The 25,099-nt window shown below is 44.8% G+C and carries 17 protein-coding genes and 1 pseudogene; 10 read left to right on the top strand and 8 right to left on the bottom strand.

The features are described from left to right. Positions 1-80: 80 nt before the first annotated feature. Both QI63_RS09870 and QI63_RS09865 read right to left on the bottom strand, forming a co-directional pair. A complete protein-coding gene (locus QI63_RS09870) occupies positions 81-962 on the bottom strand; it encodes an Rpn family recombination-promoting nuclease/putative transposase (RefSeq protein ID WP_044015969.1) in 882 nt (293 codons plus the stop codon). 204 nt (positions 963-1,166) lie between these two features. Further along, positions 1,167-1,568 (bottom strand): DUF1284 domain-containing protein, encoded by a 402-nt coding sequence (locus tag QI63_RS09865; protein WP_044015967.1) that lies wholly within the window; start codon positions 1,566-1,568, stop codon positions 1,167-1,169. Between the two features lie 299 nt (positions 1,569-1,867). Here QI63_RS09865 and QI63_RS09860 point away from each other — a divergent pair, with 299 nt between their 5' ends. Then, positions 1,868-3,076, top strand: a complete 1,209-nt coding sequence (locus tag QI63_RS09860; RefSeq protein WP_044015965.1) for an acetyl-CoA C-acetyltransferase — start codon at positions 1,868-1,870, stop codon at positions 3,074-3,076. 125 nt (positions 3,077-3,201) lie between these two features. On the opposite strand, the gene QI63_RS09855 is transcribed toward QI63_RS09860, so the two are convergent. Together QI63_RS09855 and QI63_RS09850 are read right to left on the bottom strand one after the other, a co-directional pair. Further along, on the bottom strand, positions 3,202-4,635 hold the full coding sequence (locus QI63_RS09855; protein ID WP_044015963.1) for a pallilysin-related adhesin: 1,434 nt from the start codon (positions 4,633-4,635) through the stop codon (positions 3,202-3,204). 33 nt (positions 4,636-4,668) lie between these two features. Beyond that, the gene (locus QI63_RS09850; protein WP_044015961.1) at positions 4,669-5,331 is read right to left on the bottom strand and encodes a vWA domain-containing protein; all 663 of its coding nucleotides are present in this window, start codon (positions 5,329-5,331) and stop codon (positions 4,669-4,671) included. Between the two features lie 199 nt (positions 5,332-5,530). Here QI63_RS09850 and cfpA point away from each other — a divergent pair, with 199 nt between their 5' ends. From cfpA to QI63_RS09830, 4 genes and pseudogenes are all read left to right on the top strand, one after another. Then, positions 5,531-7,585 carry a cytoplasmic filament protein CfpA gene (gene cfpA / locus QI63_RS09845; protein ID WP_044015959.1) on the top strand — a complete coding sequence of 685 codons (2,055 nt, stop codon included), beginning with the start codon at positions 5,531-5,533 and terminating at the stop codon, positions 7,583-7,585. 208 nt (positions 7,586-7,793) lie between these two features. Beyond that, positions 7,794-8,819, top strand: a complete 1,026-nt coding sequence (locus tag QI63_RS09840) for a hypothetical protein (RefSeq protein WP_044015957.1) — start codon at positions 7,794-7,796, stop codon at positions 8,817-8,819. 9 nt (positions 8,820-8,828) lie between these two features. Beyond that, a pseudogene (locus tag QI63_RS09835) lies at positions 8,829-11,506 on the top strand (putative PEP-binding protein). Between the two features lie 62 nt (positions 11,507-11,568). After that, positions 11,569-12,333, top strand: coding sequence for a TrmH family RNA methyltransferase (locus tag QI63_RS09830; RefSeq protein WP_044015955.1), 765 nt, complete (start codon positions 11,569-11,571; stop codon positions 12,331-12,333). Positions 12,334-12,342: 9 nt separating this feature from the next. Here the strand turns inward: QI63_RS09830 and rlmB are convergent, their stop codons facing one another. The 4 genes from rlmB to QI63_RS09810 all read right to left on the bottom strand — a co-directional run bounded on the left by rlmB (position 12,343) and on the right by QI63_RS09810 (position 18,217). After that, positions 12,343-13,200, bottom strand: a complete 858-nt coding sequence (rlmB, locus tag QI63_RS09825) for a 23S rRNA (guanosine(2251)-2'-O)-methyltransferase RlmB (RefSeq protein ID WP_044015953.1) — start codon at positions 13,198-13,200, stop codon at positions 12,343-12,345. A gap of 2 nt (positions 13,201-13,202) precedes the next feature. After that, positions 13,203-14,609 carry an MBL fold metallo-hydrolase RNA specificity domain-containing protein gene (locus QI63_RS09820; RefSeq protein WP_044017304.1) on the bottom strand — a complete coding sequence of 469 codons (1,407 nt, stop codon included), beginning with the start codon at positions 14,607-14,609 and terminating at the stop codon, positions 13,203-13,205. Positions 14,610-14,739: 130 nt separating this feature from the next. Next, complete coding sequence (locus tag QI63_RS12470) at positions 14,740-17,817, bottom strand: leucine-rich repeat protein (protein WP_052185537.1); 3,078 nt, start codon at positions 17,815-17,817, stop codon at positions 14,740-14,742. A gap of 187 nt (positions 17,818-18,004) precedes the next feature. Then, positions 18,005-18,217 carry a hypothetical protein gene (locus QI63_RS09810; protein ID WP_044015951.1) on the bottom strand — a complete coding sequence of 71 codons (213 nt, stop codon included), beginning with the start codon at positions 18,215-18,217 and terminating at the stop codon, positions 18,005-18,007. A 260-nt stretch (positions 18,218-18,477) separates the two neighbouring features. On the opposite strand from QI63_RS09810, the gene dpaL reads away from it, so the two are divergent. The 5 genes from dpaL (at position 18,478) to QI63_RS09785 (ending at position 25,098) form a co-directional block, all read left to right on the top strand. Further along, on the top strand, positions 18,478-19,689 hold the full coding sequence (gene dpaL, locus QI63_RS09805) for a diaminopropionate ammonia-lyase (RefSeq protein ID WP_044015949.1): 1,212 nt from the start codon (positions 18,478-18,480) through the stop codon (positions 19,687-19,689). Between the two features lie 151 nt (positions 19,690-19,840). Further along, positions 19,841-20,944: an MraY family glycosyltransferase gene (locus QI63_RS09800; protein ID WP_081984435.1), complete on the top strand. Its 1,104-nt coding sequence runs from the start codon at positions 19,841-19,843 to the stop codon at positions 20,942-20,944. A 56-nt stretch (positions 20,945-21,000) separates the two neighbouring features. Then, positions 21,001-22,575, top strand: a complete 1,575-nt coding sequence (locus QI63_RS09795; RefSeq protein ID WP_044015947.1) for a glucose-6-phosphate isomerase — start codon at positions 21,001-21,003, stop codon at positions 22,573-22,575. A 24-nt stretch (positions 22,576-22,599) separates the two neighbouring features. Further along, positions 22,600-23,214: a ribosome biogenesis GTP-binding protein YihA/YsxC gene (yihA, locus tag QI63_RS09790; protein WP_044015945.1), complete on the top strand. Its 615-nt coding sequence runs from the start codon at positions 22,600-22,602 to the stop codon at positions 23,212-23,214. Between the two features lie 63 nt (positions 23,215-23,277). Further along, on the top strand, positions 23,278-25,098 hold the full coding sequence (locus QI63_RS09785) for a putative ABC transporter permease subunit (RefSeq protein ID WP_235619686.1): 1,821 nt from the start codon (positions 23,278-23,280) through the stop codon (positions 25,096-25,098). The last annotated feature ends 1 nt before the right edge of the window (position 25,099 follow it).

Raw genomic sequence — 25,099 nt, 5'->3', positions numbered from 1 at the left:
CTTATGCGACTTTTGGAGGAAAATGGCTGGAAAAATTACTATAATTCACATCAAAAATTCATCATTCCTTAAATTAAAATTTATTTAAGTGCTTCCACTTCTGCTTGAGGGAGTCCTACAATTTTACAAATATCGCTAAGGGGATAGCCCATTGTAAGCATGGTTTTTGCCGTTTCGAGCGCTTTTTGGCGGGAACCTTCGGCAAGACCGAGCGATTTGCCTTCAGCTCTCCCGCGTTCAAGACCTTTCCGTTCAGACTCGCTTATCATCGAGAGCCGGTCGCTTTCATATTCCCACGCTGCCTCATACCGCTTCCGCTCTTGCTCATCTAGATAAAAGATATCCATTACTTTGTTTGCCTTCGCCATTACAGGATTCCCTTGTGCGAGCATAGACCGCTCCTCCTTACTGTCTGTTTTGATAAACATAAGCCATTTTTCTAGGCTTGTCAAATTCTCTTTTTGCAGCTTTGTTAAGTCTAAAAAGTGAATCTCCAAAAGCTCATCCAAGAGTGTTTGTTCTTCCGTTTCCCGTATCTGATAGATTGAATGTATCTTTTCACTCAGCTTAAACGGGCTATTCAGCACATTGATTGCAATACACTTTTTCAACTGCGCATACTGGAAGCCGCTCATAAAATGTTCATGGATCAGTTTAGAACAGTAAAAGATACTGCGTTTAGGATAATAATCAAAATAGGTATTCTGCATCTCTACATCGATTTTACGGCCGTCGCGTAAGCGGATTTTTATATCGAGCCGCCCGGTTTTATCGTTGTAGAATCGGGGAATCTGTTCACTGTTTTCGATACGAACATCGTCAAAATCATCTGTGCTCAAAAGGGTAACCAAAGAGAGGAATTCAATCATGATGTCTTTATTTTCCTCGGTACCAAAGAGCTTTTTGAATGCGTAGTCGTTTCGTGCGGTGAAACGCATTGGGATATTCGGTAATTTTTGCATATTTGCCTCCTACAGTCCTTATGCGACTTTTGGAGATTTTTGGCTAAAGAAAGTCAAATTTTTTGAGTTTTTCCTGTGCTGTGCAAAATTAAAAAAAAATTTCCGCTGAAATTCACCGTAAAAATCAGACATCTTGAGTCCGATCGTCACAGTTTCATCTTACTTTCAAAAATGCACTGTATTTTTATTATAGCATTCCATATTTTATTTTGCGAGTAAAGACCGTTTTACATCAGCGTAACAGCAGATGCCGGTTTGCTTCCATTCACAGCCACGGCAAATGCACTCGTATACGGGTTCGGTTAATCGGGCTGTAAGTACCTTTTCTATTTCGGTATAAGTATATGTTTTTCTTTCCAATCCGAGCTGCGATAGAACAGCTTCATCAAAGCCCATTACTTTTGCTTCCGAGCGGCAGTGATTGCCGATTCTTTCGGGACATAGGGCGCAAATGGCATCGACGCCTGTCACTAAGGTAATATCGCAGCCGGTTTTTAACCGATCGATAACACGCTGCATATTTTCAACAAATGCGGGAGAATAGCCGTTACCTTTAAATGCACGGGTGCATAACAGATGGTGCGGACGCAGACAGAGTGTTTCCATGTATGATATTCCTTGCAATGTGTATTTTAGAAATTCATTCTAAATTGTTCCGAATTATATCAAAGAGCAAACCGTCATACAAGAAAACATTCTCGTAGAATAATTAGGGCTGATAAAAAACCGCCTGATGCGTTTACCCTGATCGCCTAATATAGTCAGATTGTTGTAAGCGTGATATGATAGAATCATACAGGGGATTTATCCTAACTAAAGGATAGTTCTAAATTACTTCATAAACCAAAGTTTTTAGAAATTTTCTTTAACGTAAACATATTCCCCGGATTTCTAGGAGGTCAAAAATGACATTATCAAAATCGTATATTGTCAGTGCAAAACGTACTGCTATCGGGAAATTCCTCGGCGGATTATCCGCCGTACAGCCTAAAGACATGGGTTCAGCAGTAGTAAAAGCGCTGCTGGAAGATGCAAAGGTAAAGCCCGATCAGGTTTCGGAGCTTATTTGCGGTAACGTACTCGGCGCCGGACTCGGACAAAATATCGGACGTACCATCGCATTGGAAGCGGGAATCCCCGAAACCGTGTGCGCTCATTCAACCAATATGGTCTGCGGTTCCGGCTTGCGGACGGTTATGGAAGCGGTCATGTCTATTCAAGCGGGCTTTAATGATATTGTTGTTGCAGGCGGTGTAGAATCAATGTCTCTTGCTCCGTATCTCGTACCCGCAAATACCCGCAGCGGAAATAAGATGGGAAACTGGCAGGCGGTCGATCACATGATTTATGACGCCTTAACCGATGCCCGTGCAAATATCCACATGGGAATTACAGCCGAAAACATCGCGGCAAAATTCAATATTACCAGAGCAGAGCAGGATGAATTTGCATTCGCCTCCCAGCAAAAAGCGATTGCCGCTATCGATGCAGGCAAATTTAAAAACGAAATAGTTCCGATTATCATCCATAATAAAAAAGGCGATATCGTTTTTGACACCGACGAATACCCCAATCGTACCACCGACCTCGAAAAACTTGCAAAGCTCAAACCTGCCTTTAAAAGCGACGGTACCGTTACAGCGGGCAATGCATCGGGAATAAATGACGGAGCTTCTTTTGTACTGATTGCAAGTGAAGCAGCCGTAAAGAAATATAACCTAAAACCTCTTGCGGAAATTATCGGCATCGGGCAAGGCGGCGTCGACCCGCTCGTAATGGGATTAGGTCCCGTTCCGGCAATCCGTAATGCATTAAACTATGCATCGCTGAAACTTTCCGATATGGAACTGATTGAATTGAATGAGGCATTTGCGGCTCAGTCTCTAGGTGTTATCCATGAATTGGTACAGGAGCACGGTGTTGATCGTGATGCTCTATTAAAACGAACGAACGTCAACGGCGGCGCCATTGCGCTTGGACATCCGGTAGGAGCTTCGGGCAATCGTATTTTAGTAACCCTCCTGCACGAAATGATTCGATCGGATAAAAAGCTCGGTCTTGCTTCTCTGTGTATCGGCGGAGGTCAAGGTACTGCCGTTATTGTAAAACGATAAGATAAAACACATTCCGCTGCCGAAACAGTCAAAGTCAAGACGCGGTATTCTGCGATATTCCGCGAGGTAGAATTTTATACAAAAGCTCTGCCTCGCGGATATGTTACGGTATGCATCTCAAAAGCTTATTCAAATATAAGCGGTGATTTTCCAATCGGTGTAATACCGCTCAACGTAACGGAAACTTCTATTAAGCTTAATCGCTTACCGGCATTATCAAGTATAAGACTAAAAAAGCGCTCATTATTTTCAGTGTCTTTAAGCTGCAACACAGTATTACCTTTTATCTGCAAAATCGTATACCATCCTAATTGCTGCACCGTATCTTGCAGCAAGCGATACGAATTATCCGAAAAAGATAAAGAATAACCCTCTGCACTTGCCCATGTTTTTTCATCCGCAGTTAATATCTTTTTTATATTGTCAAGCATGGTACTGCTCTGCACTTCTCGTACGGTATTGCTTATTTTTCGGTATGTTCCATCCCAGTTTGATGCAACACCGATTTTCAAACGTGCAATATCATCGATAACTCTTACATGCACCTCATCAACTCCAATCAACTCAATACTGATGCGCCGATGAATACTCGAAATAGAAGCATTTTTTGTAGAAAAATAAATACCGAATCTGCGCGGTGTTATCGAATCAATAGTGAACAGTTCTTGAATATTATCAACGGAAAAAATGATTTCATTTTCTGACCGGTTAAAAAAGATACTCCGGTTTTGATCTCTTTTTGCACTTGGCTGATACCATAATCCATCAAGAAATTCTTGAAAAGAATTACTATCCCCTGTTTGAAATTTTTGAAGAAATTGACTTTCAATTCTTTTTCCGGGAATCTTTATTTCTTTTGTTTGCACAAAAGATTCTTTTTTAGCATTCCATGTATATTGTTTTTCTATTTGGTTGAGCGTATTTGGAGCATCTTTATCGGAATAATATGCAGATATCGTATAATCGGAAATCGAATTATTCTGTTCATTTTTCAGTATAATTTGACCGTCCGCTTGTATACCGGCTAAAGAATTGATACTGATCATTTTATTGTCATCGATTTCCAACGCATACATACCGAAAACCTGCATACTGTCGGCATTCATTCCATTATACGCTATAACAGGATATGGGTACTCTTGTACCATTAACGTATAAACGGAAAGCGTTTTCGCATGGGTTGCTTCCGTTTTTATTTCTGCCGCTCTTGTAAAAGTGTAAGCATCATTATCCTGTAAAAATATAAAAAGATAGATGAATTGATCGGATAATTTTTTTGCAGCAATAATTTTATCTTCTTTATTATCACCATTCAGATCCGCTTGTATATCCTCAACAAGTACCTCATCGCTGAGCAGCGTAATAACCGATTGTACGGTTTCCGGTATTACTTCCGAAGCGGAAACTTCTTGCTGATGCAATTGCGGCGCAACGGGAATAATTGTTTGAGCATTCCGTGGTATTACCTGCATCCGTTGGCGAACAATACGCTGATAAGTCAATAGACCGATAATAACAATAACCGCCGCAATGCAAAGTATATAAAACAATTTTTTCATCTTTAAAAACGCCCTGCTTTATAATTCCGCAATTTATTTTTTTTCTTCGGTGATAAGCACTTTATTTTGGTCATCATTACTACGGGGCACTCCCTTATTATCAATAATATTCGTATAGAGTTCTTGAGTCGTTTTAACAACCTTATCCTGAATATCCATATCCAGTGTTATTTCGTACCAATTATCATGTTTGATAATGCGCGCTTCTGCAAGATACGGACTTTTAAACGATTCCTGTTTTCCGCGATATTTTGATGTCCACGGCGCATCTTGTTCAAGATCCGTTACCAATAATAAAATTTTATATCGGTTGTTTTTTCCTCGTTTATTTAATGAATCTTGGATTGCATCCAATGCACTGCCGATATCGGTAAATGCACCGTTGGGAGTAATATTGTCGATTGTTTTTATCAATGAATTACGATCGTTTTCATTTTTAATAACTAATGTTTGTAATTCATGAGGCTTTTCATAAAATTCCCAGACAGTTATCCAATCATCAGGTATCAGCATTTCGGCAACGAGCGTATCGCGTACCCATTTATGCAAACTCTCGAATTTACCGGGTTCATTCATTGATTGCGATTTATCAATCATCAAAAAAATATCGACGGGAATAGTTCTTTCACCGGCAAATACCGTAAAAGAAATAATAAAAAAAGAAACAGCAAAGAAAATAGATTTGATTTTCAACATAATAACTCCTTTCATTACAGATATTGTATAACACCCTTCTAAAAATACACCGTGTTTTTAGATATAACCTATAGTATTACAAAAAAAGAAAGTAAAAAGGGGGGAGAAGCCTTTACATTTTATCAAATAGCCTTATAATGAGAAGTGTGTTAGTATATCCGTCACGGATATAAATCTACTGCAATAAGGAGACAGTAAGATGGCAAGTTTAGATTTACCTCAAAGTCCAAATGTATTCCATCCCGAAAAGCCCAGTGCTGTCGGTTCTAGGAATTCGTTGGCGCAGGATTACCGCGATCAGCAAAAAGAAGTGAATCAGCTGATTGAAGAAGAGACCAATAAAGTATTGCATCACTTATCAACAAAACTACCCAAAGATGTTCTTGAAAGATTGGATATAATGGGTGGTTTAAAGGAAAAGTTATACAATTACTTTAACCAGAACTATCAGAATATGTTCAACCGCTATATGGTAACCGCAGAAGATGAAATGCTCAAAAAAGTCCGCGGATTTATCGATAGGGAAGAAATGAAGGTTTTGAACCGCTACACGCCGAAAGAGATCGCAACTCTGTTGGATGAAGTCGGCGGCGCCGATAAGTTCAATACCGGTGAAATCGAAAAATCGATCGTCAATATGTACGGACACCTGCAAGGACACGTACAGCGCGGAATCAACGATTTGGAAACACTGACCAATTCGCTTCTGCGTCAGAAAACCGACGTCGGTGCTTTCGTCCGCGGTGAAAACGCTTACTCAATTGTAAAGTGTGCGTTTAAAGACAACATCATTAAGCCCAAAACGGTAACAGATGTAAAACTTTCAGTCAACATTCTCGACACCGAGCTTATCAGCCCGATTTTCCAGTATCAGGCAACGGTTGAATACTTAATCAAAGATTTGCTCTCCGGCCACCTGATGAACCTCATCGATAAAGAAATCGAAGTATTAAAAGATGAACTTATCGACGAAGGCAAAGAAGAGATGACCGACAGTGAAATCATCTTCAAGAAGATGGGAAAAGTTCTCGATGTTACCGACGATGATGTTGAAAATCCTGAAAGCAAGCGCTATTCGGTAGTTTCAAAGGAATTGATGGAACGCATCGCAAACTTGCGAGCGGAAATTGATCCGGAGACTTTCGATCAGCTCAATGTGCGTGAGAATATCAAACACATCATCGATATCGAAAACATCCGTAACCGCGGCTTTAACACGGCAATTAACTCGTTAACTTCAATTCTTGACACCTCTAAGATGGGATATCAGTACATTGAAAACTTGAAGAACGCCCGTGAGTTGCTGTTGCGCGAATACGATGATACGAACGTTGCAAACCTCCCCGACGAACGCTACCAGATTCGTCTACGCTACTACGATAATGCCCAGCTGCTTGAAGAGCGCAAAGCGTATGAGGTTATGGTTCGTTCATTTGAAACCGAAGTCGAGCACCTCTGGGACGTATTACAGACCCAGTATGACAAGTCGAAGTTCATGGTACGTATTACCGATTTCGGCGATTTGGCAAAGCTCTACGAAAAGCACATCCAGAAGAAGTACAAGATGCCGAAGGGTGAACCCGCCTATAAGGATATTGCAAAAGTCTGGGACGAAATTTCGTTTGTCAATGCAGCTGAAACCGACGTCGAAAAAATGAACCGCACGTTTGTCTACGAAAAAGACAAGATGCGCAAGAAGCTTGTAATCATGCGTGAACGGCTCAAGAAAATGTATGATTATCAGTACCCTGTTGAACGCCGTGTTATGGAAGAACGGCTCGCCTTCCTCGAGGCTGAATTCAACAAGTTCGACTACCTCATCAACCCGTTCCACATGCAGCCGGGTCTCTTGCTTGACGTGGATATCACCTCCATCAAACGCAAGAAGGCAACTCTTGACGGTATGGCAAACGTCTTAAACGAATTCCTCCATGGCGTTTCCAAAGGCTTTATGGATCAGGCATTTGCTTCCTTCAGCCGCCGCCGCTCAACAGTTCGTGCAGATATTGCACAGACCTTCGGTTCAGGCGAAGAGGATGAACCTGCTGCGGGAACACCGAGCGGGCGCGCTCAGTTCCTCGATGTGTTAAACGAAACTCCGAGTTTGGAGGCACCTGCCGCTGAAACCGTGAGCAGAACACCGGCCGCAACCCGCGGACGCAGAGGTACCGCTAAAACGAAGAAAGCGGGTGCTGTTGATAGTACGGCAAGCAAAGGACGCCGGGGACGCAAATCCGGTGTAAGAACCCTGTAAAGCTTATCGTATGGCAATAAGTTAAAGTTATGTATAAAAGCCCCCTGAAACGCTCGTTTCGGAGGGCTTTTATCTATAGGGAACTTACATTCCGTGTTATTCAAGGATTCCTGAAGGAATTGTTTTTCCCATAAGACTGAAAGTAAATGCAAGGACGTTTTTTAATCAATGCTTCTAAAACCATCCTTGCGATGCAAAGGAGAAGTGAATGCTCGATTCATTAGGATTTTATGTACCGCTTGCTACAAAGCAGGGGTTTAATGCCTCTGTAACACATATTCAGAATGCTCTATCGCTTCTGGATGCCAGCAATGTTAAAAAAAATATTGCCGATGAAATTAGTATATTACTTGAAAACAAAGAATTAATAAATGAAGAAATTCCGGCGTTTTTATCTGTTATACTACTCGATATGTGGGGATATAAGGTTATATCTAAAAACATCCGAGAAATCACTACGACGCCGATGAATATCATCACAGAAGCAGCAAAATGGAAAGGAATCGATATCGTAATCGGTTATCATCACCCTGACTTAGGCTTTTTGGTGATAAACCCTAAAAATCCTGCAAATGCGTCTCTTTTTGAAACGATGAAAAAAAATGAACTCTTAAATATTTATGTCGGAAAACAAGATAAAGGCATAATAGAAACTTCTGTTGCAGAAAAGGTATTCAACGCATTTTTTGACCTCTTAAGTGGTACAACCCCGTCGGTTCCTGCAAAACTTTTGAACGGGCCGTTTGTATTTACTGCACCTAAAGCAAAAAAACAGCCGGTAAAAGAGCGAAAGCGAAAAGCGGTAAAAACTCCGGCAACGGCAAAAGCCAAAACAGCAGCAGCAAGTCCTGCAAAAGCAAAACAGGCGGCAGCCCCCGCTCAAATGCAGGTTCCATCGGGAAAAACCCGCATCTCTCAACAAATTTCGGTTGTTGTTACCAACGAACTGTTTCATAACGGCAACGTCGAAGCATGGAAGCGGATTATCCGCAGCTACAATGCACGCTATCCGCATAATAAGGTTATCGTATTCTATGACGGCGAGCAGATTGTCGATATCAATACGTTGTTTAAATGGGGAAAGGTAAAGCACGGCAGCAGCATCCAATTTGCCGTTGCAGGTGAGGAAATTAAAGACTTATCAAAATTGTCCAAATATTTTGCAGAAGGCGCAAGTCCGCGTTTTGAAGCCTTTTTGCGCGGTTCCCCCAGCACCGTCCTTAACCTTTTCTAGGAGTTTATTATGAATATGTCTAAATCAATCCATTTTTTTACTAATAAAGAAGCACTTAAAAGCAACATCGACAAAACAATTCTCGGTATCCGCGGACGCCAGCTGAATGAATTTTCGGAACTCGGATTACCTATCGTACCGGGTCTTGTCATGGATGCAACTATTACACAAACCTTGCAACAGGCAAATGTGTTATCGCCACTGCGTCCGTTCTTAAAGAAAATGGGCGAAGCGGTTAAAAAAGAATTCGGTGATCCGGAAAATCCTCTTTTATTAAAGCTCGTTATTTCGCCCAACCTTGTTATCGCCAACTATCCGACGCTCCATAACTTCGGGTTGGCAAAAACAACCATCGGCGGCTTTGAAAAGAAAGTCGGAACAGATTTTGCAAGTCACGAAGTTCTGTTCTTATTGCGCGGTATCTTTTCAATTTTATTTAAGATTGCAGAGTTACAGGAAGACAACGCAAAACAGCACCTCTATAAAGAACAGCTGGAAAAAATTGAAAATGAACTGAAGAAAGAAAAACGAAACGAATCCGGTACTACCGTTATGGATAAGTACCAACCGTATCTGCCGCAGGAGTTTTTTAGCACTGCAGAAGTACAGCTCAATCAAACCATCCAGCTCATCAGCACCCTGCTCAGTCTTGAACCTGATAATGAAAATGATGTCGCATTATTGATTCAGCCCTTAGTATACGGTAACTATGACAAGGAATCCTTTTCCGGCAGATTCTTCAGCCGCAATATCGTTACCGGTGAAAAGAAATTACAGGGTATGTTCTTCCAAGAAAAATTTGATGAAGTGGATGCCCTCGGAAAAGATATTAACGACATAAAGCCGGTATACCTTGAGCAATTGGAAGCTATTGCATGGCGGTTGGAAGATCATAGTAAAGATGTCCGCGAAATCCGGTTTACGATTGAAGCAGGAAAACTATGGCTTATCGAGCAAAAATCCGTTGAAGCAAAAAGCACGATTGCATTGGTACACTTCCTCCTCGATTTGTACAATCGAAAAATCGTTGATGCTGAATATGTCGTAAAAAATGTCAAACCGGGGCAGTTAAATGAAATATTACATCCGGTTATCAATATGTCGAGCGTCAAAAATCTCCAGCATTCAAAGGGCGGTATCGCAGGCGCGCCGGGTGCGGCAGTCGGCCGCGTATACTTCAGTGCTGACGCACTGATTGAAGCCCAGCATATTGCACGTTTGCAAAGCGCTGATACCCGCTGTATTCTCTGCCTACCGGCGAGTTATGCAGGCGATGTAAAGGCGATTGAAGTTTCTACCGGTGTTTTATCGAATGAAGGCGGCTATTCGGCACATGCCTCCGTTGTTTCACGCCAATATGGGAAAATCTCATTGGTACGCCCCGACATGAAAATTATGGCGAACAAAGCTATCATTAACGGTATTACCATTAAGGAAGGGGATTACATCACCTTGCAAGTACCCTATTACGGCGAATCGACCGTATACTTCGGAGCGGCAGAACTGATCGAACCTGATCCCAAGACATCCGGCTTGCTTGACTTTATTGATCTTACCCGTTCGTTTATCCAAGACTTCCATGTCCGTGCTAATGCCGACAGTCCCCGCGATGCTGCCTTAGCAGTCAGCTTCGGTGCCGAAGGTATCGGGCTGTGTCGTACCGAACACATGTTCTTTGAGGCAAAGCGTATCAATCCCTTTAGAGAGATGATCCTTGCCGAAACAACGGAAGAACGTATTAAAGTTTTAAACAAGCTCCAAAAAGTTCAAATGGAAGACTTTTACGGTATCTTTAAGACTATGGCAGGACGTGAAGTTACCATCCGCCTGTTAGATGCTCCGTTACACGAATTCTTACCGCATAATGACGCGGAGCTGAACGAATTTATCGATTACCTTAAAAAAGAAACAAAAAAACCGTTACTAAAAAAGCATTGTCGGAAAAAATCGAGCTTTGTGCGGAAGTAAATCCCATGCTGGGACACCGAGGCTGCCGTATCGCAATCTCGTATCCTGAAATTTACGCAATGCAAGTCCGCGCTATCTTTGAAGCAGCCTACAAACTGCAAAAAGAAGGCGTTGAAACGCACGTTGAAATCATGGTTCCAATTATCATGAATTTCCGTGAGCTTAAACAAATTGCATACGGAAAGAAGATCGAAGGGCATGCCTACCTCGGTATCCGTACGATTGAACAGGAAATGCGCGCACAGTTCAAAGCGAAACCGATAGACTTCAAAATCGGCACGATGATTGAATTGCCCGTTGCGGCGTTATCGGCAGGAGAAATTGCCCGTTATGCGGAATTCTTCTCGTTCGGAACCAATGACCTTACGCAAACAACGCTCGGACTTTCACGCGATGACTTTAACAGCTTTATGCCGGATTACACGTTGTATGACTTAATCGACGGCAATCCTTTTGCAATTTTGGATCCGTGTGTGCGGGAACTTATCAGTATCGCAATTGAACGCGGCAAGCTCACCCGCCCCGACATTAAACTCGGACTCTGCGGAGAGCAAGGCGCACGCCCCGAAAACATCCCCTTCTGTATGAAGGCGGGTTTGAACTATGTCTCCTGTTCGTCTTATTCGGTACCTATCGCACTCTTGTCGATTGCACAGGCAGAATTGGAAAAGGCGGAAAACGAAGGGCGTAAGCTCACACGCAAAGCAGTTTCAAGGTAAAAAAAGAGGTATAACAAGGCAGCCGTATCTATTTTTGCGGTTGCCTTGCCGTAACGTGCACTATGAGTGAATTATATCAAAAAGAATTGGCGGTGTGCGGTTTTGAAGCGGTAAAAGCGCTCGCCGCCGAACATCCTGAAAAAATTTCAAGACTTTTTTTTGCCGGAAGCAGGGTAAAAACATTCGGCAGCCTTTGCAAATATCTTGCTCAGCGGAAACGGCTCTACCGGCTCGTGCAGTCGGATGCGGAATTGGAAAAACTCTGCGGCTCTGTTCACCACCAAGGGGTAGTCGCCATGATTGCAGCACCCCACGTCGCTGCCGTAACACCGGAACAGATGAAACGGTGGGAAACCGAAAAAGCCGCAGTATTGCTGTGCGACCGTGTCGGAAATGCAAATAACCTCGGAGCAGTTATCCGCAGCGCAGCCTTTTTCGGCATAGAGCATATCGTGATAAGCGGAGAGGATGCACAAGCGCAGCTGACGCCGAGCACCTACCGGATTGCACAAGGTGGTATGGAATTTATCACCTTGTATACCACTCCTTCCGCCGAACATTTTTTAAAGATGAGCAGCGGATATTTGGTACGGATAGGGGCGGATCATCGGGCATACCGCAGTCTAAAAGATATTCCGTCAGTGGTACAGCCGGACGAAGCGGTCGTTATAGTCTTAGGAAATGAAGAACACGGCATTTCTGCCGAAGCGAAAAAACTCTGTGATGTGCTGGTTAAAATCAACGGCAGCGGAGCAATCGAAAGCCTTAACGTAGCGCAAGCCGGTACCCTCTTCTGTTCCGCACTTGCCGAACTCCGGCGGGAATAGGGCACTCCCCTACCCGTTTTGCTGCCGGCGTACCTCGTACATCAAAATACCGGCGGCGACCGAGACATTCAAACTGTCCAGTTTGCCGGAGGTGGGGATTGCCGTAAAAGAATCGCAGGAGGCTTTTAACAAGCGGCTGATGCCCGACCCTTCACTGCCCATAATCAGCACGGTTTTGTCGGGGAACTTGGTGTGCGGCAGCAGGTCGCCTTGGGCGTCGGCGCCGAATACCCAGAAGCCGTTGCGTTTAAGCTCTTCTACCGTCCGCACCAAATTCGCCGTGTATAAAAGCGGTACCCACGCCGCCGCCCCCGCGCTGATCTTACTGACAGTCTGAAAGTCTCCGGCGGATCTCCGTTCGGGCAGCACAACGGCATCCACAGCGAATTGATCGGCGCTGCGGATAATCGCGCCGGTATTGTGAGGGTCAGTGATTGAATCAAGGACGACCACAAAGGCTTTTTCGCGGGAAGCAAGCGCGGCGAGCAGTGCATCGGCAGAAAGCTTCGGCGCCTGATCCTGCGGACGTTCATCGATCAGGATAATTCCGCGGTGATTTTGCAGATATTCCGGCAGGGATGCCGTCAATTTGTCAAGCTCGGCGTCAGTCCGCTGCTCTATCGTTACGGAAAGTTTTTCCGCCTGCGCAAGGATCTTTTTTACGCGCGGCCCCTGCTTGGCGTAAAGGATCTTGAGCCGCAATCCGGACACCTTTCCGCCGGAGGCAGCCTGTCCGCCGCCAATCTTTTTCCCCGCATCGGAATTCTTTGTTGCGGAGCTTTTTGTTTCCGAATTTTTTTTCTCCAACTGAGCTTCAACCGAGCGCAGTAATTCTTCTATCGCATGAAAACCGGTAATAATCTGCATCGCTATAACTCGATTACATCGCCGTACCGCATAATATGCGATTCATAGCGATGCTCCTGTAAATATGCTTGAAAAAAGCTCTGTGCGTCCGGTTCACCGTGCACCATCAGCAGCTTTTTCAAGCTTCCGGTGTCGAGGCTGTCAAGCCATTCGACCATTTCGACATAATCGGCATGGGCGCTGAACGCATTAATCTGAAGAATTTCCGCGCGGACTTGATGCCATTCTCCGAATATCTTTACCTCCGGTTCACGGTTCATCAAACGTCTGCCGAGCGTATTTTCCGCCATATAGCCGACCAGCATAATTTTTGTCGAAGGCTTTGAAATATTATTTGCAAGATGATGGGTAATGCGGCCGAATTCACACATACCGTCCGCACTGATAATAACCATCGGCTCTTCCATCGCGTTCAGCGCCTTCGATTCATCGACACTCGTAATAAACTTGAGCGCATTAAAGCCGAACGGGTTTTTGTGGTGTTTGACAAAGGCTTCCTGTGTTTCTTGGTCAAAGCATTCGGGATGCACCTGAAAGATAGTCGTTGCGTTCACCGCCATCGGCGAATCGACATAGATGGGAATCTGCGGAATCCGTTTTTGATCCGTCAGCAGATGGAAATAATAGATGAGTTCCTGCGTCCGCTCAACGGCAAAGGCGGGGATGATAATCTTACCGCGCATCTTTACCGCGTCATTAACCGCACGTTCCAGCATCTCCATCGCATTGTGAATATCCTCATGCCGGCGGTTTCCGTAGGTGCTTTCTATCATAATATAATCGGCAGCAGGGATAATATCAGGGTCGCGGATAATCGATTTATTCTTTCTGCCGAGGTCTCCGGTAAAGGCAATTTTTACAGTCTTACCGGCGGAATCTTTTGCCGTAATAAAGGCGATTGCGGAACCGAGAATATGCCCCGCATCATAAAATTCAAGCTGCACATTCGGGCCGATCCACACGGGACGATGATACGAAACCGTTACAAATTGATTGATGGTTTGTACGGCATCTTCTTCGGTAAAAAGCGGCTTCCAGTCGAATTTTTCATGTTTTTTGATTGCTTGTTTTTGTAAATATTCGGCATCCCGCGCCTGTATACGGGCGGAATCCATCAGCACGAGGTTGGCAATATCCCGTGACGCGGGCGTCGCATAGATATTGCCGGTAAACCCGTGTATACCCAACAGCGGCAACAGCCCGCAGTGATCATAGTGCCCGTGGGTAAGAACAACGGCGGTTAATTTATCGGCGGGAACATTAAAATCGCGGTTCTTTTTATCGGCTTCCGCCCGTTTCCCTTGAAAAGCCCCGCAGTCAAAAAGATACAAATACCCATCGACATCGAGAATATGCTTTGAACCGGTTACTTCCTCTGCGGCTCCCAGAGAATACACGTTGATGCTCATAAAAAAATGATACAGGGATTTTTTGAAAATGTCAATTTTTAAAAAATCCCTTACATCACGCATTCATCGGTATGTTGATCTACGGCTGCCTATATTTAAGGACACCTCAAACCGCCGGTTTAGTATCCCTCTATTCTATTATACTGGCATAATTGGACCATTTAGTTTTATACGCAGTAACGGAACCGGAAGGAACCTTTATTTTGGTTGCACCGACAAATACTGAGCCCGGATTTGCAGGCAGCGCAGGCGGTGTAGATGTATTAATGGTAACTTCATATCCACCTACTCCAGACTTAAAAAAAGCATACTGGTATATTTTTGAAAGATCTGCTAGGCCGGAGATTTGTATCTTGGTAAAGGTATGAAACTCTGCAGCCATATTTTTAATCTCTTTTATCTTGCTATCCGTAATTTTCAGAATAGGATAAGTTGACGGTTTGAATACCACCGAAACAAGCGTTAAGTCATTCTGATCATAACTGCCGGGAGCGGTCTCTTTCTTCGAACACAGGTGTTTCTGAGCTGAAAGACAGTAGCGAGGATTGCCGTCAGCGATCACATATTTTTCTAAGGCAGTACAGCCTGGAAAGACTTCGTTAATATCTCCGGTAAAACCGCTTGGGATGGTAACTTTCTTTAGTACTTTACAGTCAAAAAAAGCATACGAGCCGAGCTTTTTTAAACCATTCGGCAATACAACTTCTTGTATCGTAGTATTATTGATGAAACTGCCGCCGCTTTCATTTCTAAAAGCATTTGCTGCGATTTCTTCAACGCAACCGAGACCGCGATCATTAAAATTAATAATAGACTCTGTGCCGGTATATTTTTCTATCGTTTTTCCGTCGGAAGAAAGGTTCAAGCCTGGAGGAAGCGTAGCACGGGAGGCAAATACTGCTGTAATGGTTTTTCCCTTCACACTTGTACTATTCGGATATTCTACGGTATAGCCGGACGGCGGCGTATCTCCTCCTGTCAGTGTCCATTTCTTTAGGAATGTGCTTGATGAGCATTCCGCCTTTAGTTTTATGTCGGTAATATACGGATTCAGCATAAGACGATACTGCTGGTTTGTTATTGTTAAAGGACCTTTCGATACCCCGTTCTCTTTCCACGAAAGTGTAATCTTGTCTCCAGTTAAACTTGGTGTAGCTGCAATAGTGAATACACCGTAATCTTTTAATTTGAGCTGATTATTGGCGGGTGGATCGAGAGCCCAGCTTTGATTATTATTAGCGGATGGCGTAATAACGAATTTTTGAGCGTAGCCTGAAGGAAGTGCAAAAGATGGTGTCCCTTGTACCACAACGATACCGTCAGTGTAGTTTTCAGGCGTTATGCGTGCTATCGGGCTTGTTCCCGTCAGGTTGCCGTCAATGGTAATTGTTTGACTGTTTTTAAGATACACGTCGTTTTTGCCTTTAGCATTTTCATCAGAGCCTGATGAGGGCGTTATGCTAGTACCGTCTTTTATTGTAAAAGTACTGTTTTCAATATAGACAGCTCCGCCGTGTGTCGCGGTACAGTTTACGATTGTTGAATCAGAGAGAGAAACAATAGAATCTTTTGCATAAATACCGCCGCCGTCTCTGCCTGCGACAGCTGTACCGCCTTTGAGCGTCAAGCCGCTTAGGGTAAGCGTTGCACCGCTTTGCACGGCGAAGATACGGTGTGTTTTGCCGGTCGTAGCCGTATCTGCGTTCAGAATGTCGGTATACTTGCCGCTTTTGCCCCGTATCGTGAGGTTTTTATCGATGGTGATTTCGCCCCAGTTTGCAGCTGAACCTGAGCCGACAGACGTTGCCTTAATTTCTCCATTTATGGTGATAATGTCGCCTGCGGTAGCGTTTTCAACAGCCTCTCTCAGTTTTTTCCATTTTCCATTCTCATTGAGTGTACTAGCATCTATAGTTACGTCGCCTACACGGGTCAGTGTGTAGTACACATCACGGGTGTCTTCGGTAAATCCCGGTGCCGTTGCTTTAAGAACAACTTTATACTGCTTTGTATGCCCAACAGTGCCGGGCGCGATAAGCCGTATCCCCGTAAGCGGCGAAGCACCCGAATTCTTGCTTGTTTCTACCGCCGGACTGTTTGTTATGTCGTAAACCGTATACGAAATAGTAACGCCGGGCGTATTGCATGTTGCTTTGAGCGTTGCACCGTTTTCATTACATCTTACGCTATACGGATGATCATGTCCGCCGGTTTCGCCCGGTGTGGAGGTATGCGAGGATGGGTTAGTTACCTCAAGGTCTATAAGTCCGACTTTCCTTTTAACGGTACTGCATTCAACTTCGTTTGAACGAAGCCCCGCCGCATCGCTGAGCTGTGCGGTGTATGTTTTTGCTGCCGACGAAGGAGATATTTCGATATCCGTTTGATAGTATATGAGCCATTTATCCGTCGACGCCGGGAACGGAGGCGCGGATCCCTCATAATCACCAAAACCCAACTGTGTTGCAGTATTTAAAAGCGGATCACCGGGGCTCCAGCTGAATGTTTGGGAGCTAAAATTAATATTTTGTATGGTGTAAACAGCGCTTGCTCCGCCTTCTTTTGCAATGTGCAGCTTTTTAATGTCCCCATGCAGATGCAAAAGAGGAGACGGCAGAGAAGCGTTCATATTCTGTGCTTGGAATATGAGCACATAGTACCATTTGCTGTCTACCTGTGTTTTCCCGACACCTCTGTACTCCAAAGCAGGGGCAGTGTCAGCCTTGAGGTTTAGGCGAAACTTCTGACCGAATACTCTGTCATTATCGGTAGCGATGAGGGTAATTTCGGGACTGATATCTCCGGTGCCCCATTCATACTTTTTTAAAAAGCTGCTTTTATACGTAAGGGTAAGCGTATCGGGTGTCGTTTGCGTTAAGGTATAGTCTTTTGTATCGCCGTACTCCGGCTGCGGCGAAAGCTCGGGAAAGCGGATAACCTTTCCTGCATCGGCGGGGGAGGACGGCGTCTTGAGGGTAAAGTTTTTAGGATTACGCAGTTTAACCGTAACCGTTACATCGCCAGCGGACGGTACACACAATGCACCGGCAGCATTCGTTGAATACGGCGGATTAATGCGGTAGTCCGTAGCGATCACCTCCGCCGACCAATAACTTAAATAGTCTTCTATATTGTCTTTAAACGGCTGACAGTTTGTAAATAAAAGAGTTAAAAATATTCCTGTTAGAATAGTACAAAGTTTACGCATACACGCTCCTCTCTTTTACCCGTTTTTTTGACAATGATGCTGATAAAACAGCCGTATTACGGCCTACTATGTACTATTTTTATACAAATGACAAGAGAAAAAGATAAGAATTTCGGCGTTTCCGCCGTGTATACCCGCCCCCCTCTAAAAGCTTCGGTATTTAGAGAGGTGCAGCATTGTTAACCAATTAGGCGACTCCGTGAGCTTCGGCAGGAACTTCGCTGATATATCCGGTACGCAGGCAGAGTGCAAACATATCATTATCAAGAAATTCTTCGCTGATTTTCTCATATCCTTCTTTATCATGGCAGATGCGGATAAAATATCCTTTATCCGTTTCGTTCAAAATTGAAAAATAGGATACATCACCCGGATTACTTTTAATCGAATACAATTTCATACATTACCCTCCACTATAACGAAAAACGATGCAGTGTGCCGCTCTCCGTAAAATTATTCGCTTGCAGCAGACGGCATCTATTTATAGTTTCGGCACCGCCTCAAAGAGCTTTAGAATACAGGGAAACTTGACATATCTTGTATCTGTGCTATGATTAGCTCATAAATATTTTGATTCTAACAATTTTTTTTTGAATGAGAATCCTTAAAAAAACGGATTTTAGCGGTTCTCTATTTTAAAAGATTAAAAGGAGTTATCTTATGGAGAAGATTCTGTGGTCGGAAAATAAGCTTCCGAAAACGGACAACAAACAGCTTGCGGTAATGGCTTTAGACGAAATCAATAAGGCACACGCGTTTCATAAAAGCTTCCCGCAGTATGCACCAACACCGCTCGTTCCATTAAAAAATATGGCGGATATGCTTGGTGTCGGGTCGGTATTTATCAAAGACGAATCATGGCGATTCGGTTTAAATGCTTTTAAAGTACTCGGCGGTTCCTTTGCGATGGCAAAGTATATTGCAAAGCAGCTTAAAAAAGATGTTTCAGAACTCCCCTACGATGTATTAACCGGTGAAAAACTGCGGAAAGAATTCGGGCAGGCTACGTTTTTTACCGCAACCGACGGCAATCACGGACGGGGCGTGGCCTGGGCTGCAAATAAACTCGGTCAAAAATCGGTCGTGCTGATGCCCAAAGGCTCTACTAAAACCCGCTTCGATAATATCGCAAAAGAAGGCGCAAAGGTTACTATAGAAAACGTCAACTATGATGAATGTGTTCGTATGGCTGCAGCGCTTGCCGCAAAAACGGAACACGGCGTTATGGTACAGGATACGGCATGGGATGGGTACGAAGAAATCCCCGCATGGATTATGCAGGGCTACGGTACGATGGCGCTTGAAGCTGCCGAACAGCTCAAGGCAGCCGGCGTAGACCGCCCCACCCATATCTTTGTACAGGCAGGGGTCGGTTCACTTGCAGGAGCCGTACAAGGATATTTTAAAAATCTGTTCCCCAATAATTGCCCCATTACCGTTGTCGTGGAAGCGCGTGCTGCAGACTGCTTGTACCGGTCGGCAACTGCAGCAGACGGAAAACCGCATTTTGTAACGGGCGACTTGCAAACCATTATGGCAGGACTCGCATGCGGCGAACCGAACACCATTTCTTGGGACATCCTAAAGAATAACACCAGCTGCTTTGTTTCCGCACCCGATTGGGTTTCCGCCCGCGGTATGCGTATGCTTGCGGCTCCTATTAAGGGAGATGCGCCGGTTACCTCAGGAGAATCGGGCGCCGTCCCCTTCGGCCTCTTATCCGCAATTATGCAGCACGATGATATGAAGGATTTACGCGCGGCATTAAAACTCGATAAGAATTCAAAGATACTGTGCTTCTCTACGGAAGGAGATACCGATCCCGATATGTATAAAAAAATTGTCTGGGAAGGTTCCTACCCGTCACTATAACAAAATATAAAAGCCGGTTAAGCTCTGATACTTGTATCTTACGGCTTAATCGGCTATCATATTTGCTACAAAGTTTTGCGTATTCTGCGCGTTGCGGTTTCGCTGAACAAAGGTAAGAATAGTTAATAATGACGTTTCCATTGAGGTTTTAATGCAACTGACACATGTGCAGCTTATCATATTCACGATGCTGATCCCCTGCGCCATATCAGCCTTCTTTGTATACCTTGTAATTCTTTTTGCAAAACGGCACAACTTATACGATGACGTCGGCGGTAGAAAAATCCATTCGGGGAAAATTCCGCGGTTAGGCGGTGTCGGTTTCTTTTCTGCCTTTGTATTGAGCGTCTTTATCACCTACTTCACATTTCCGGGCAGTATCGTTATAAGCCACCAATTTACGGCTATTATCATCGGAGGCTGCTTAATTTTCTTTATGGGCCTTTGGGATGACCTAAAAAACTGGCGGGCTATCTATAAGCTTATTGTTCAATTAGTTGCAGCAGGTATCGTCGTTTACGCAGGCTTCCGTTTCACCCGTATCAGTTTTGGCCCTATCAGTCTTTTCATCCCCTTCGGTATTTTTGCGTATCCGATAACGATACTCTGGATTGCCGGTGTTACCAATGCCGTAAACTTGATGGACGGCATCGACGGACAAGTAGGCTGTTTGAGCGCTTCATTGCTGATCAGCTATATCGTTTTATTTTGTACGGATTTACCGCCTCATTTTTCTATGACCTATACCTGCATCATATTGACTGCTGCGATTATAGGTTTTTTATTTTTTAATCTTTCCCGCCCTAAAGCAAAGATATTTATGGGAGATGCGGGTTCTCAGTTTCTCGGCTTTGTACTTGCAATACTCCCGCTCGTACCCAGAAATGATGGATATGAAACTGCTGCTGCTCCTTTTGCGGCTATTTTTATGATGCTGCCTATTTTCGATATGATTGCCGCAATTTGGCGGCGTATACGGGATAAAAAACCGATACGGGAAGGGGACAGGATGCACCTTCATCATAAGCTGATGCTCATCGGCTATTCGCCACGAGGGGCATTGGTTACTGTAATGATTTTACAGATCATTATAGATATATTCGTAACGCTGGCGGTTATCTCACAAGGACTGATGGCACTAGCAACGCTTATCGGGCTTTCACTGGTGGGGATATTATTCTTCGCGCTCATTCATTTTGAAAAAGAAAAACACCTTACCAATGATAATCCGGCTGCTCCGAAGAATAACCGGTAAATTTCTTCCCTCACCGGCGTTTTATTTTATAGGAAACAGCTACAAAGGAGACGATTATGTGGAAAAACTTAGATGAATGTTCCCTGTTTCGAGATTTGCAGGAAGCACAAATACCGGACCTCACACAATGGATGAAAGGAGCCGGAGGAGCAAACCGTATAGAACGATACTCCATACCGATGGCTGCCGGTCTGCACTACAATTATGCTGCAAAGCAGGTTGACGAAAGCATCCTAACGAAACTCGGTATGCTCGCGAATGAACAGCAAGTAACATTAAAGTACCGAATGCTCCTTTCGGGCGAAGAAATCAACACCGGAGAACGCCGGAAAGTCCTGCATCATCTGACACGCGGACAGCTTGGCGGCGATGTTATCTACAACGGCAAAAATATGCGTGCCTTTTATTTGGAACAGCAGGAAAAAGTCCGTAAGTTTTCCGAAGCTGTCCGAAACGGTTCCATCACCGCGCCATCCGGTAAGCCCTTCACCGATGTTGTACAGATCGGTATCGGCGGTTCGGATCTCGGCCCGCGTGCGTTGTACCTTGCGTTAAAAGCATGGGGGGAGCGGCATAACAAGCTCAAGCTCCGTGCTCACTTTATATCGAATGTAGACCCTGACGATGCGGCGGCGGTACTTTCCGCACTGGACTTATCAACAACGCTGTTTATCTTGGTTTCAAAGAGCGGTACCACGCTTGAAACGCTCACCAACGAACGTTTCGTCGGGCAATTCTTGCAAGCGGCGGGACTAAATCCTGCAAAGCAAATGGTTGCTGTAACGAGCGAAAGCAGTCCGCTTGCCAACAATCCTTCATACCTTGCATCCTTCTATATGGATGACTTTATCGGTGGACGGTACTCTTCCACCTCTGCATGCGGAGGCGCGGTGCTTTCGCTTGCATTCGGAGCGGATACCTTTGACGCCCTCCTCGCCGGAGCCGCCGCAGCGGATAAGCAAGCCCTTGAACCGGATCATACCAAAAATGCCGCGCTCATGGATGCGCTGATCGGTGTCTATGAACGGAATATCCTCGGCTACGGCAGCACCGCCATCCTGCCCTACAGTCAAGCGCTTTCCCGCTTCCCTGCTCATCTGCAGCAGCTCGACATGGAATCCAATGGAAAGTCGGTGAACCGCTTCGGCGAACCGGTTCGCTATAAAACAGGGCAGGTTATCTTTGGAGAACCGGGAACCAACGGGCAGCACTCGTTCTATCAGCTGCTGCACCAAGGCACCGATATTGTGCCACTCCAGTTTATCGCCTTTGAAGAAAGTCAATACGGCAAAGACATTACCGTCGAAGGCTCTACCAGTCAGCAAAAGCTGCTTGCCAATGTTGTCGCGCAGATAACGGCCTTTGCAGTCGGTAAACAGGATGAAAATGCGAATAAGAGCTTTGCCGGAGGACGCCCATCAAGCCTTATCTACGGAAAGACGCTTACGCCGGAAGCGCTCGGCGCGCTGCTTGCGCACTACGAAAACAAGGTTATGTTCCAAGGCTTTATCTGGAATGTCAACAGCTTCGATCAGGAAGGGGTTCAGCTCGGTAAGGTGCTTGCTAAAAAAGTCTTATCGCACGATATGCCGCCCGAACTCGCCGCCTACGCCCGCCTCTTTGGACTATAAGCCGAGGGAATTAGCACAACCGGTATGCTCAAGATCGTATCCGCCGAGTTTATCAAAGGGGCAATTAACAGTAAGCAATTCCCGCAGATAGGCGTTCCCGAGTTTGCTTTTTTCGGACGCTCCAATGCGGGTAAGTCTTCGCTGATAAACATGCTTCTTAATCGGAAAAACCTCGTAAAAACAGGCTCAAAGCCGGGCATGACACGAGAAATCAATTTTTTTGCGGTGAATGCTCCGGCAGGCAAGCAGCCAAGTGCGGAATCGTTTTGCGTTGCCGACTTACCCGGCTACGGCTTTGCGCAAGTATCCCAAGCGGAACGGAAGCGGATTGACGCTATGCTGTATGATTACTGCACAACCCGCTCCACACTTAAAACAGTATTTTTATTGATGGATATCCGGCGGGATCCTGCTGAAATAGAACTGCAAACCTTACAGTTTTTCCGGGAACACAACATACCCGCTGTCTTGACGGCAACCAAAGCCGATAAGCTCAGTAAAAATGAACAGGCAACCCAGCTCCTTGCCCTTGCGTCCTTTTTTGAATGCAGCAAGGATGAAATAATCGTAACCTCTTCTACAAAAAAAACGGGCAGAGAAAAGCTGTTACAGCATCTCTCCGCCTGTCTTTCTGTGTAATTACAGCTTAAGATGCTAAATTGCAGAAAAGTGATAACCGTATTATAATAGCCGCAAAGGTATATGTATATGCATCAAAAAAACAAAATCGGCATACAGTATATTGCAGTTTTTAAGTCCCTATTCCGCATATATGCGATGATGGTATTCGGTATTAGCCGGTGGCAAGATTTTATCCGGGAAAAAAAGAGCCGTATTCACGGCAGCAGCCGAAACAAACAAGAGCAAGCGGCACAAAATATTACGGAAGCTATCGCCGGAAACAGAAAAAGTTCCGACAATATTACCGAAAATGCAGACACCACCGTGTCTATCGTTAAAACCGGACTTTTTATCCTTTTTTTGATATACATCGGCGGCTGCTTTATCGCATTGTTCAGAATGATTGCAGTGAATCTCTACAAGAGCTTACAGCCCTTAGGGATGCAACACCTCCTCTTTGAAATCGAAATAACGGCGCTCTTTGTATTTCTCTTTATTTCCAATTTTTTACTGACGCTTTCTACTTACTTTATCGGTAACATCGAGCAAACGCTGCGCGCAATGCCTATTCCGCCCCGTATTTTTTTCGGTGCAAAATTTTTTGCACATTGTTTACCGGCTGCGATTATTTCGGTGAGTTTTTTTGGAGTTACTGCAGCAGTATACGGACACTATGAACACTCCCAGGCTCCATTCTATATCATGGCAGTAACCGGCGCCGTGTTTTTTCCGTTGCCGCTTATCGGACTATGCTATCTAATCAATATCGGTGTTATGAGGATAACGAAGATTTTTAAGCAACGCCGATTCGTAATGATGATCACCGGTTTACTCGGCATCGTAATAGCACTCGGAATCAATTATTTTGTACAATCAATCAATATGCTGCACGGGAGTTCAGACTTAGTAGAAGCTTTTACACGCTACCGGCCATTTATTGCTGCCGTTACGCGCTGTTTGTTACCCGTGCGTTTTTTTGCAGCAGCCCTTTCAGCAAACTCTCTTTCTACAGCAATCGGTTCTTTTTTGCCGTTTCTCGCAGTCTGCATTGCCGTGCCGATAGCAATAATCGGGCTGCTTTCGGGGGTGTATGAAAAGACACTAGACGGGTTTGATGAACAGGCCTTAAAACGGCTCACAGCTTCCGAAACAGTAAAGGTTATCCGCCGCGGATTCACACAGCGCTCAGCCTTTAGTACGCTGCTGTTACGGGAAATTCATATGATGAACCGCGAGCCGGCTTATCTTTTAAACGGCCCATTCACTATGATACTACTGCCACTCATCTACGGCATTATGTACCTTACCGGCTCGCTTACTTTGCCGCCGGAGGCAGAATTATTTATGCAAAGCACTACAGGACTTGTGATTGCAGGAGTATGTGGAGCCTTTCTCGGCTCGGCAACCGGTACAGCAGCAACAGCCGTATCCCGTGATGCAAAAAATCTTTGGCTGATAAAAAACCTTCCCCTTTCGATAAAGCACTATATGCAAGCTAAGCTCGCCCATGCAATGCTCTTTGCCGGTATCGGTTCACTCATTGGCGTTGGAGGCACGACCCTGCTTTTTTCTCTTAAGCCTTCAGCCGCTATAGCAGCACTGCTAATTGCACTCTCGCTTGCCCTTTTCTGCAACCTTCTTGCACTGATGCTGGATACCGCCCATCCCAAACTCCACTGGGACACGCCCGTAGGGGCAGTCAAGCATAATCTCAACACTATCATTATGCTATTTTCCGACCTACTGCTGTTCAGCATCACTATAACGGCAGCATTGCTGATATCCATACCGCAGGACTACTATCTGCCGTGCTTTGCGGGTATTCCGCTGCTCGCAAGCGGTATTATTGCGCATTTCTTTTGGCCGTATGCGGAACGACAAATCAACAAAATTGAAATTTAGA

The sequence above is a fragment of the Treponema sp. OMZ 838 genome (assembly GCF_000775995.1).
In the GTDB taxonomy this organism is placed as follows: Bacteria; Spirochaetota; Spirochaetia; order Treponematales; family Treponemataceae; genus Treponema.
This window is presented reverse-complemented; position numbering and strand designations above follow the sequence as displayed.

Coding starts and splice junctions, on each gene's coding strand:
- QI63_RS09860 (WP_044015965.1), top strand. CDS start 1,868: ATGACATTATCAAAATCGTATATTGTCAGTGCAAAACGTACTGCTATC.
- QI63_RS09865 (WP_044015967.1), bottom strand. CDS start 1,568: ATGGAAACACTCTGTCTGCGTCCGCACCATCTGTTATGCACCCGTGCA.
- QI63_RS09795 (WP_044015947.1), top strand. CDS start 21,001: ATGTGGAAAAACTTAGATGAATGTTCCCTGTTTCGAGATTTGCAGGAA.
- QI63_RS09820 (WP_044017304.1), bottom strand. CDS start 14,609: ATGAGCATCAACGTGTATTCTCTGGGAGCCGCAGAGGAAGTAACCGGT.
- yihA (WP_044015945.1), top strand. CDS start 22,600: ATGCTCAAGATCGTATCCGCCGAGTTTATCAAAGGGGCAATTAACAGT.
- QI63_RS12470 (WP_052185537.1), bottom strand. CDS start 17,817: ATGCGTAAACTTTGTACTATTCTAACAGGAATATTTTTAACTCTTTTA.
- dpaL (WP_044015949.1), top strand. CDS start 18,478: ATGGAGAAGATTCTGTGGTCGGAAAATAAGCTTCCGAAAACGGACAAC.
- QI63_RS09870 (WP_044015969.1), bottom strand. CDS start 962: ATGCAAAAATTACCGAATATCCCAATGCGTTTCACCGCACGAAACGAC.
- QI63_RS09830 (WP_044015955.1), top strand. CDS start 11,569: ATGAGTGAATTATATCAAAAAGAATTGGCGGTGTGCGGTTTTGAAGCG.
- rlmB (WP_044015953.1), bottom strand. CDS start 13,200: ATGCAGATTATTACCGGTTTTCATGCGATAGAAGAATTACTGCGCTCG.
- QI63_RS09800 (WP_081984435.1), top strand. CDS start 19,841: ATGCAACTGACACATGTGCAGCTTATCATATTCACGATGCTGATCCCC.
- cfpA (WP_044015959.1), top strand. CDS start 5,531: ATGGCAAGTTTAGATTTACCTCAAAGTCCAAATGTATTCCATCCCGAA.
- QI63_RS09855 (WP_044015963.1), bottom strand. CDS start 4,635: ATGAAAAAATTGTTTTATATACTTTGCATTGCGGCGGTTATTGTTATT.
- QI63_RS09850 (WP_044015961.1), bottom strand. CDS start 5,331: ATGTTGAAAATCAAATCTATTTTCTTTGCTGTTTCTTTTTTTATTATT.
- QI63_RS09810 (WP_044015951.1), bottom strand. CDS start 18,217: ATGAAATTGTATTCGATTAAAAGTAATCCGGGTGATGTATCCTATTTT.
- QI63_RS09785 (WP_235619686.1), top strand. CDS start 23,278: ATGTATATGCATCAAAAAAACAAAATCGGCATACAGTATATTGCAGTT.
- QI63_RS09840 (WP_044015957.1), top strand. CDS start 7,794: ATGCTCGATTCATTAGGATTTTATGTACCGCTTGCTACAAAGCAGGGG.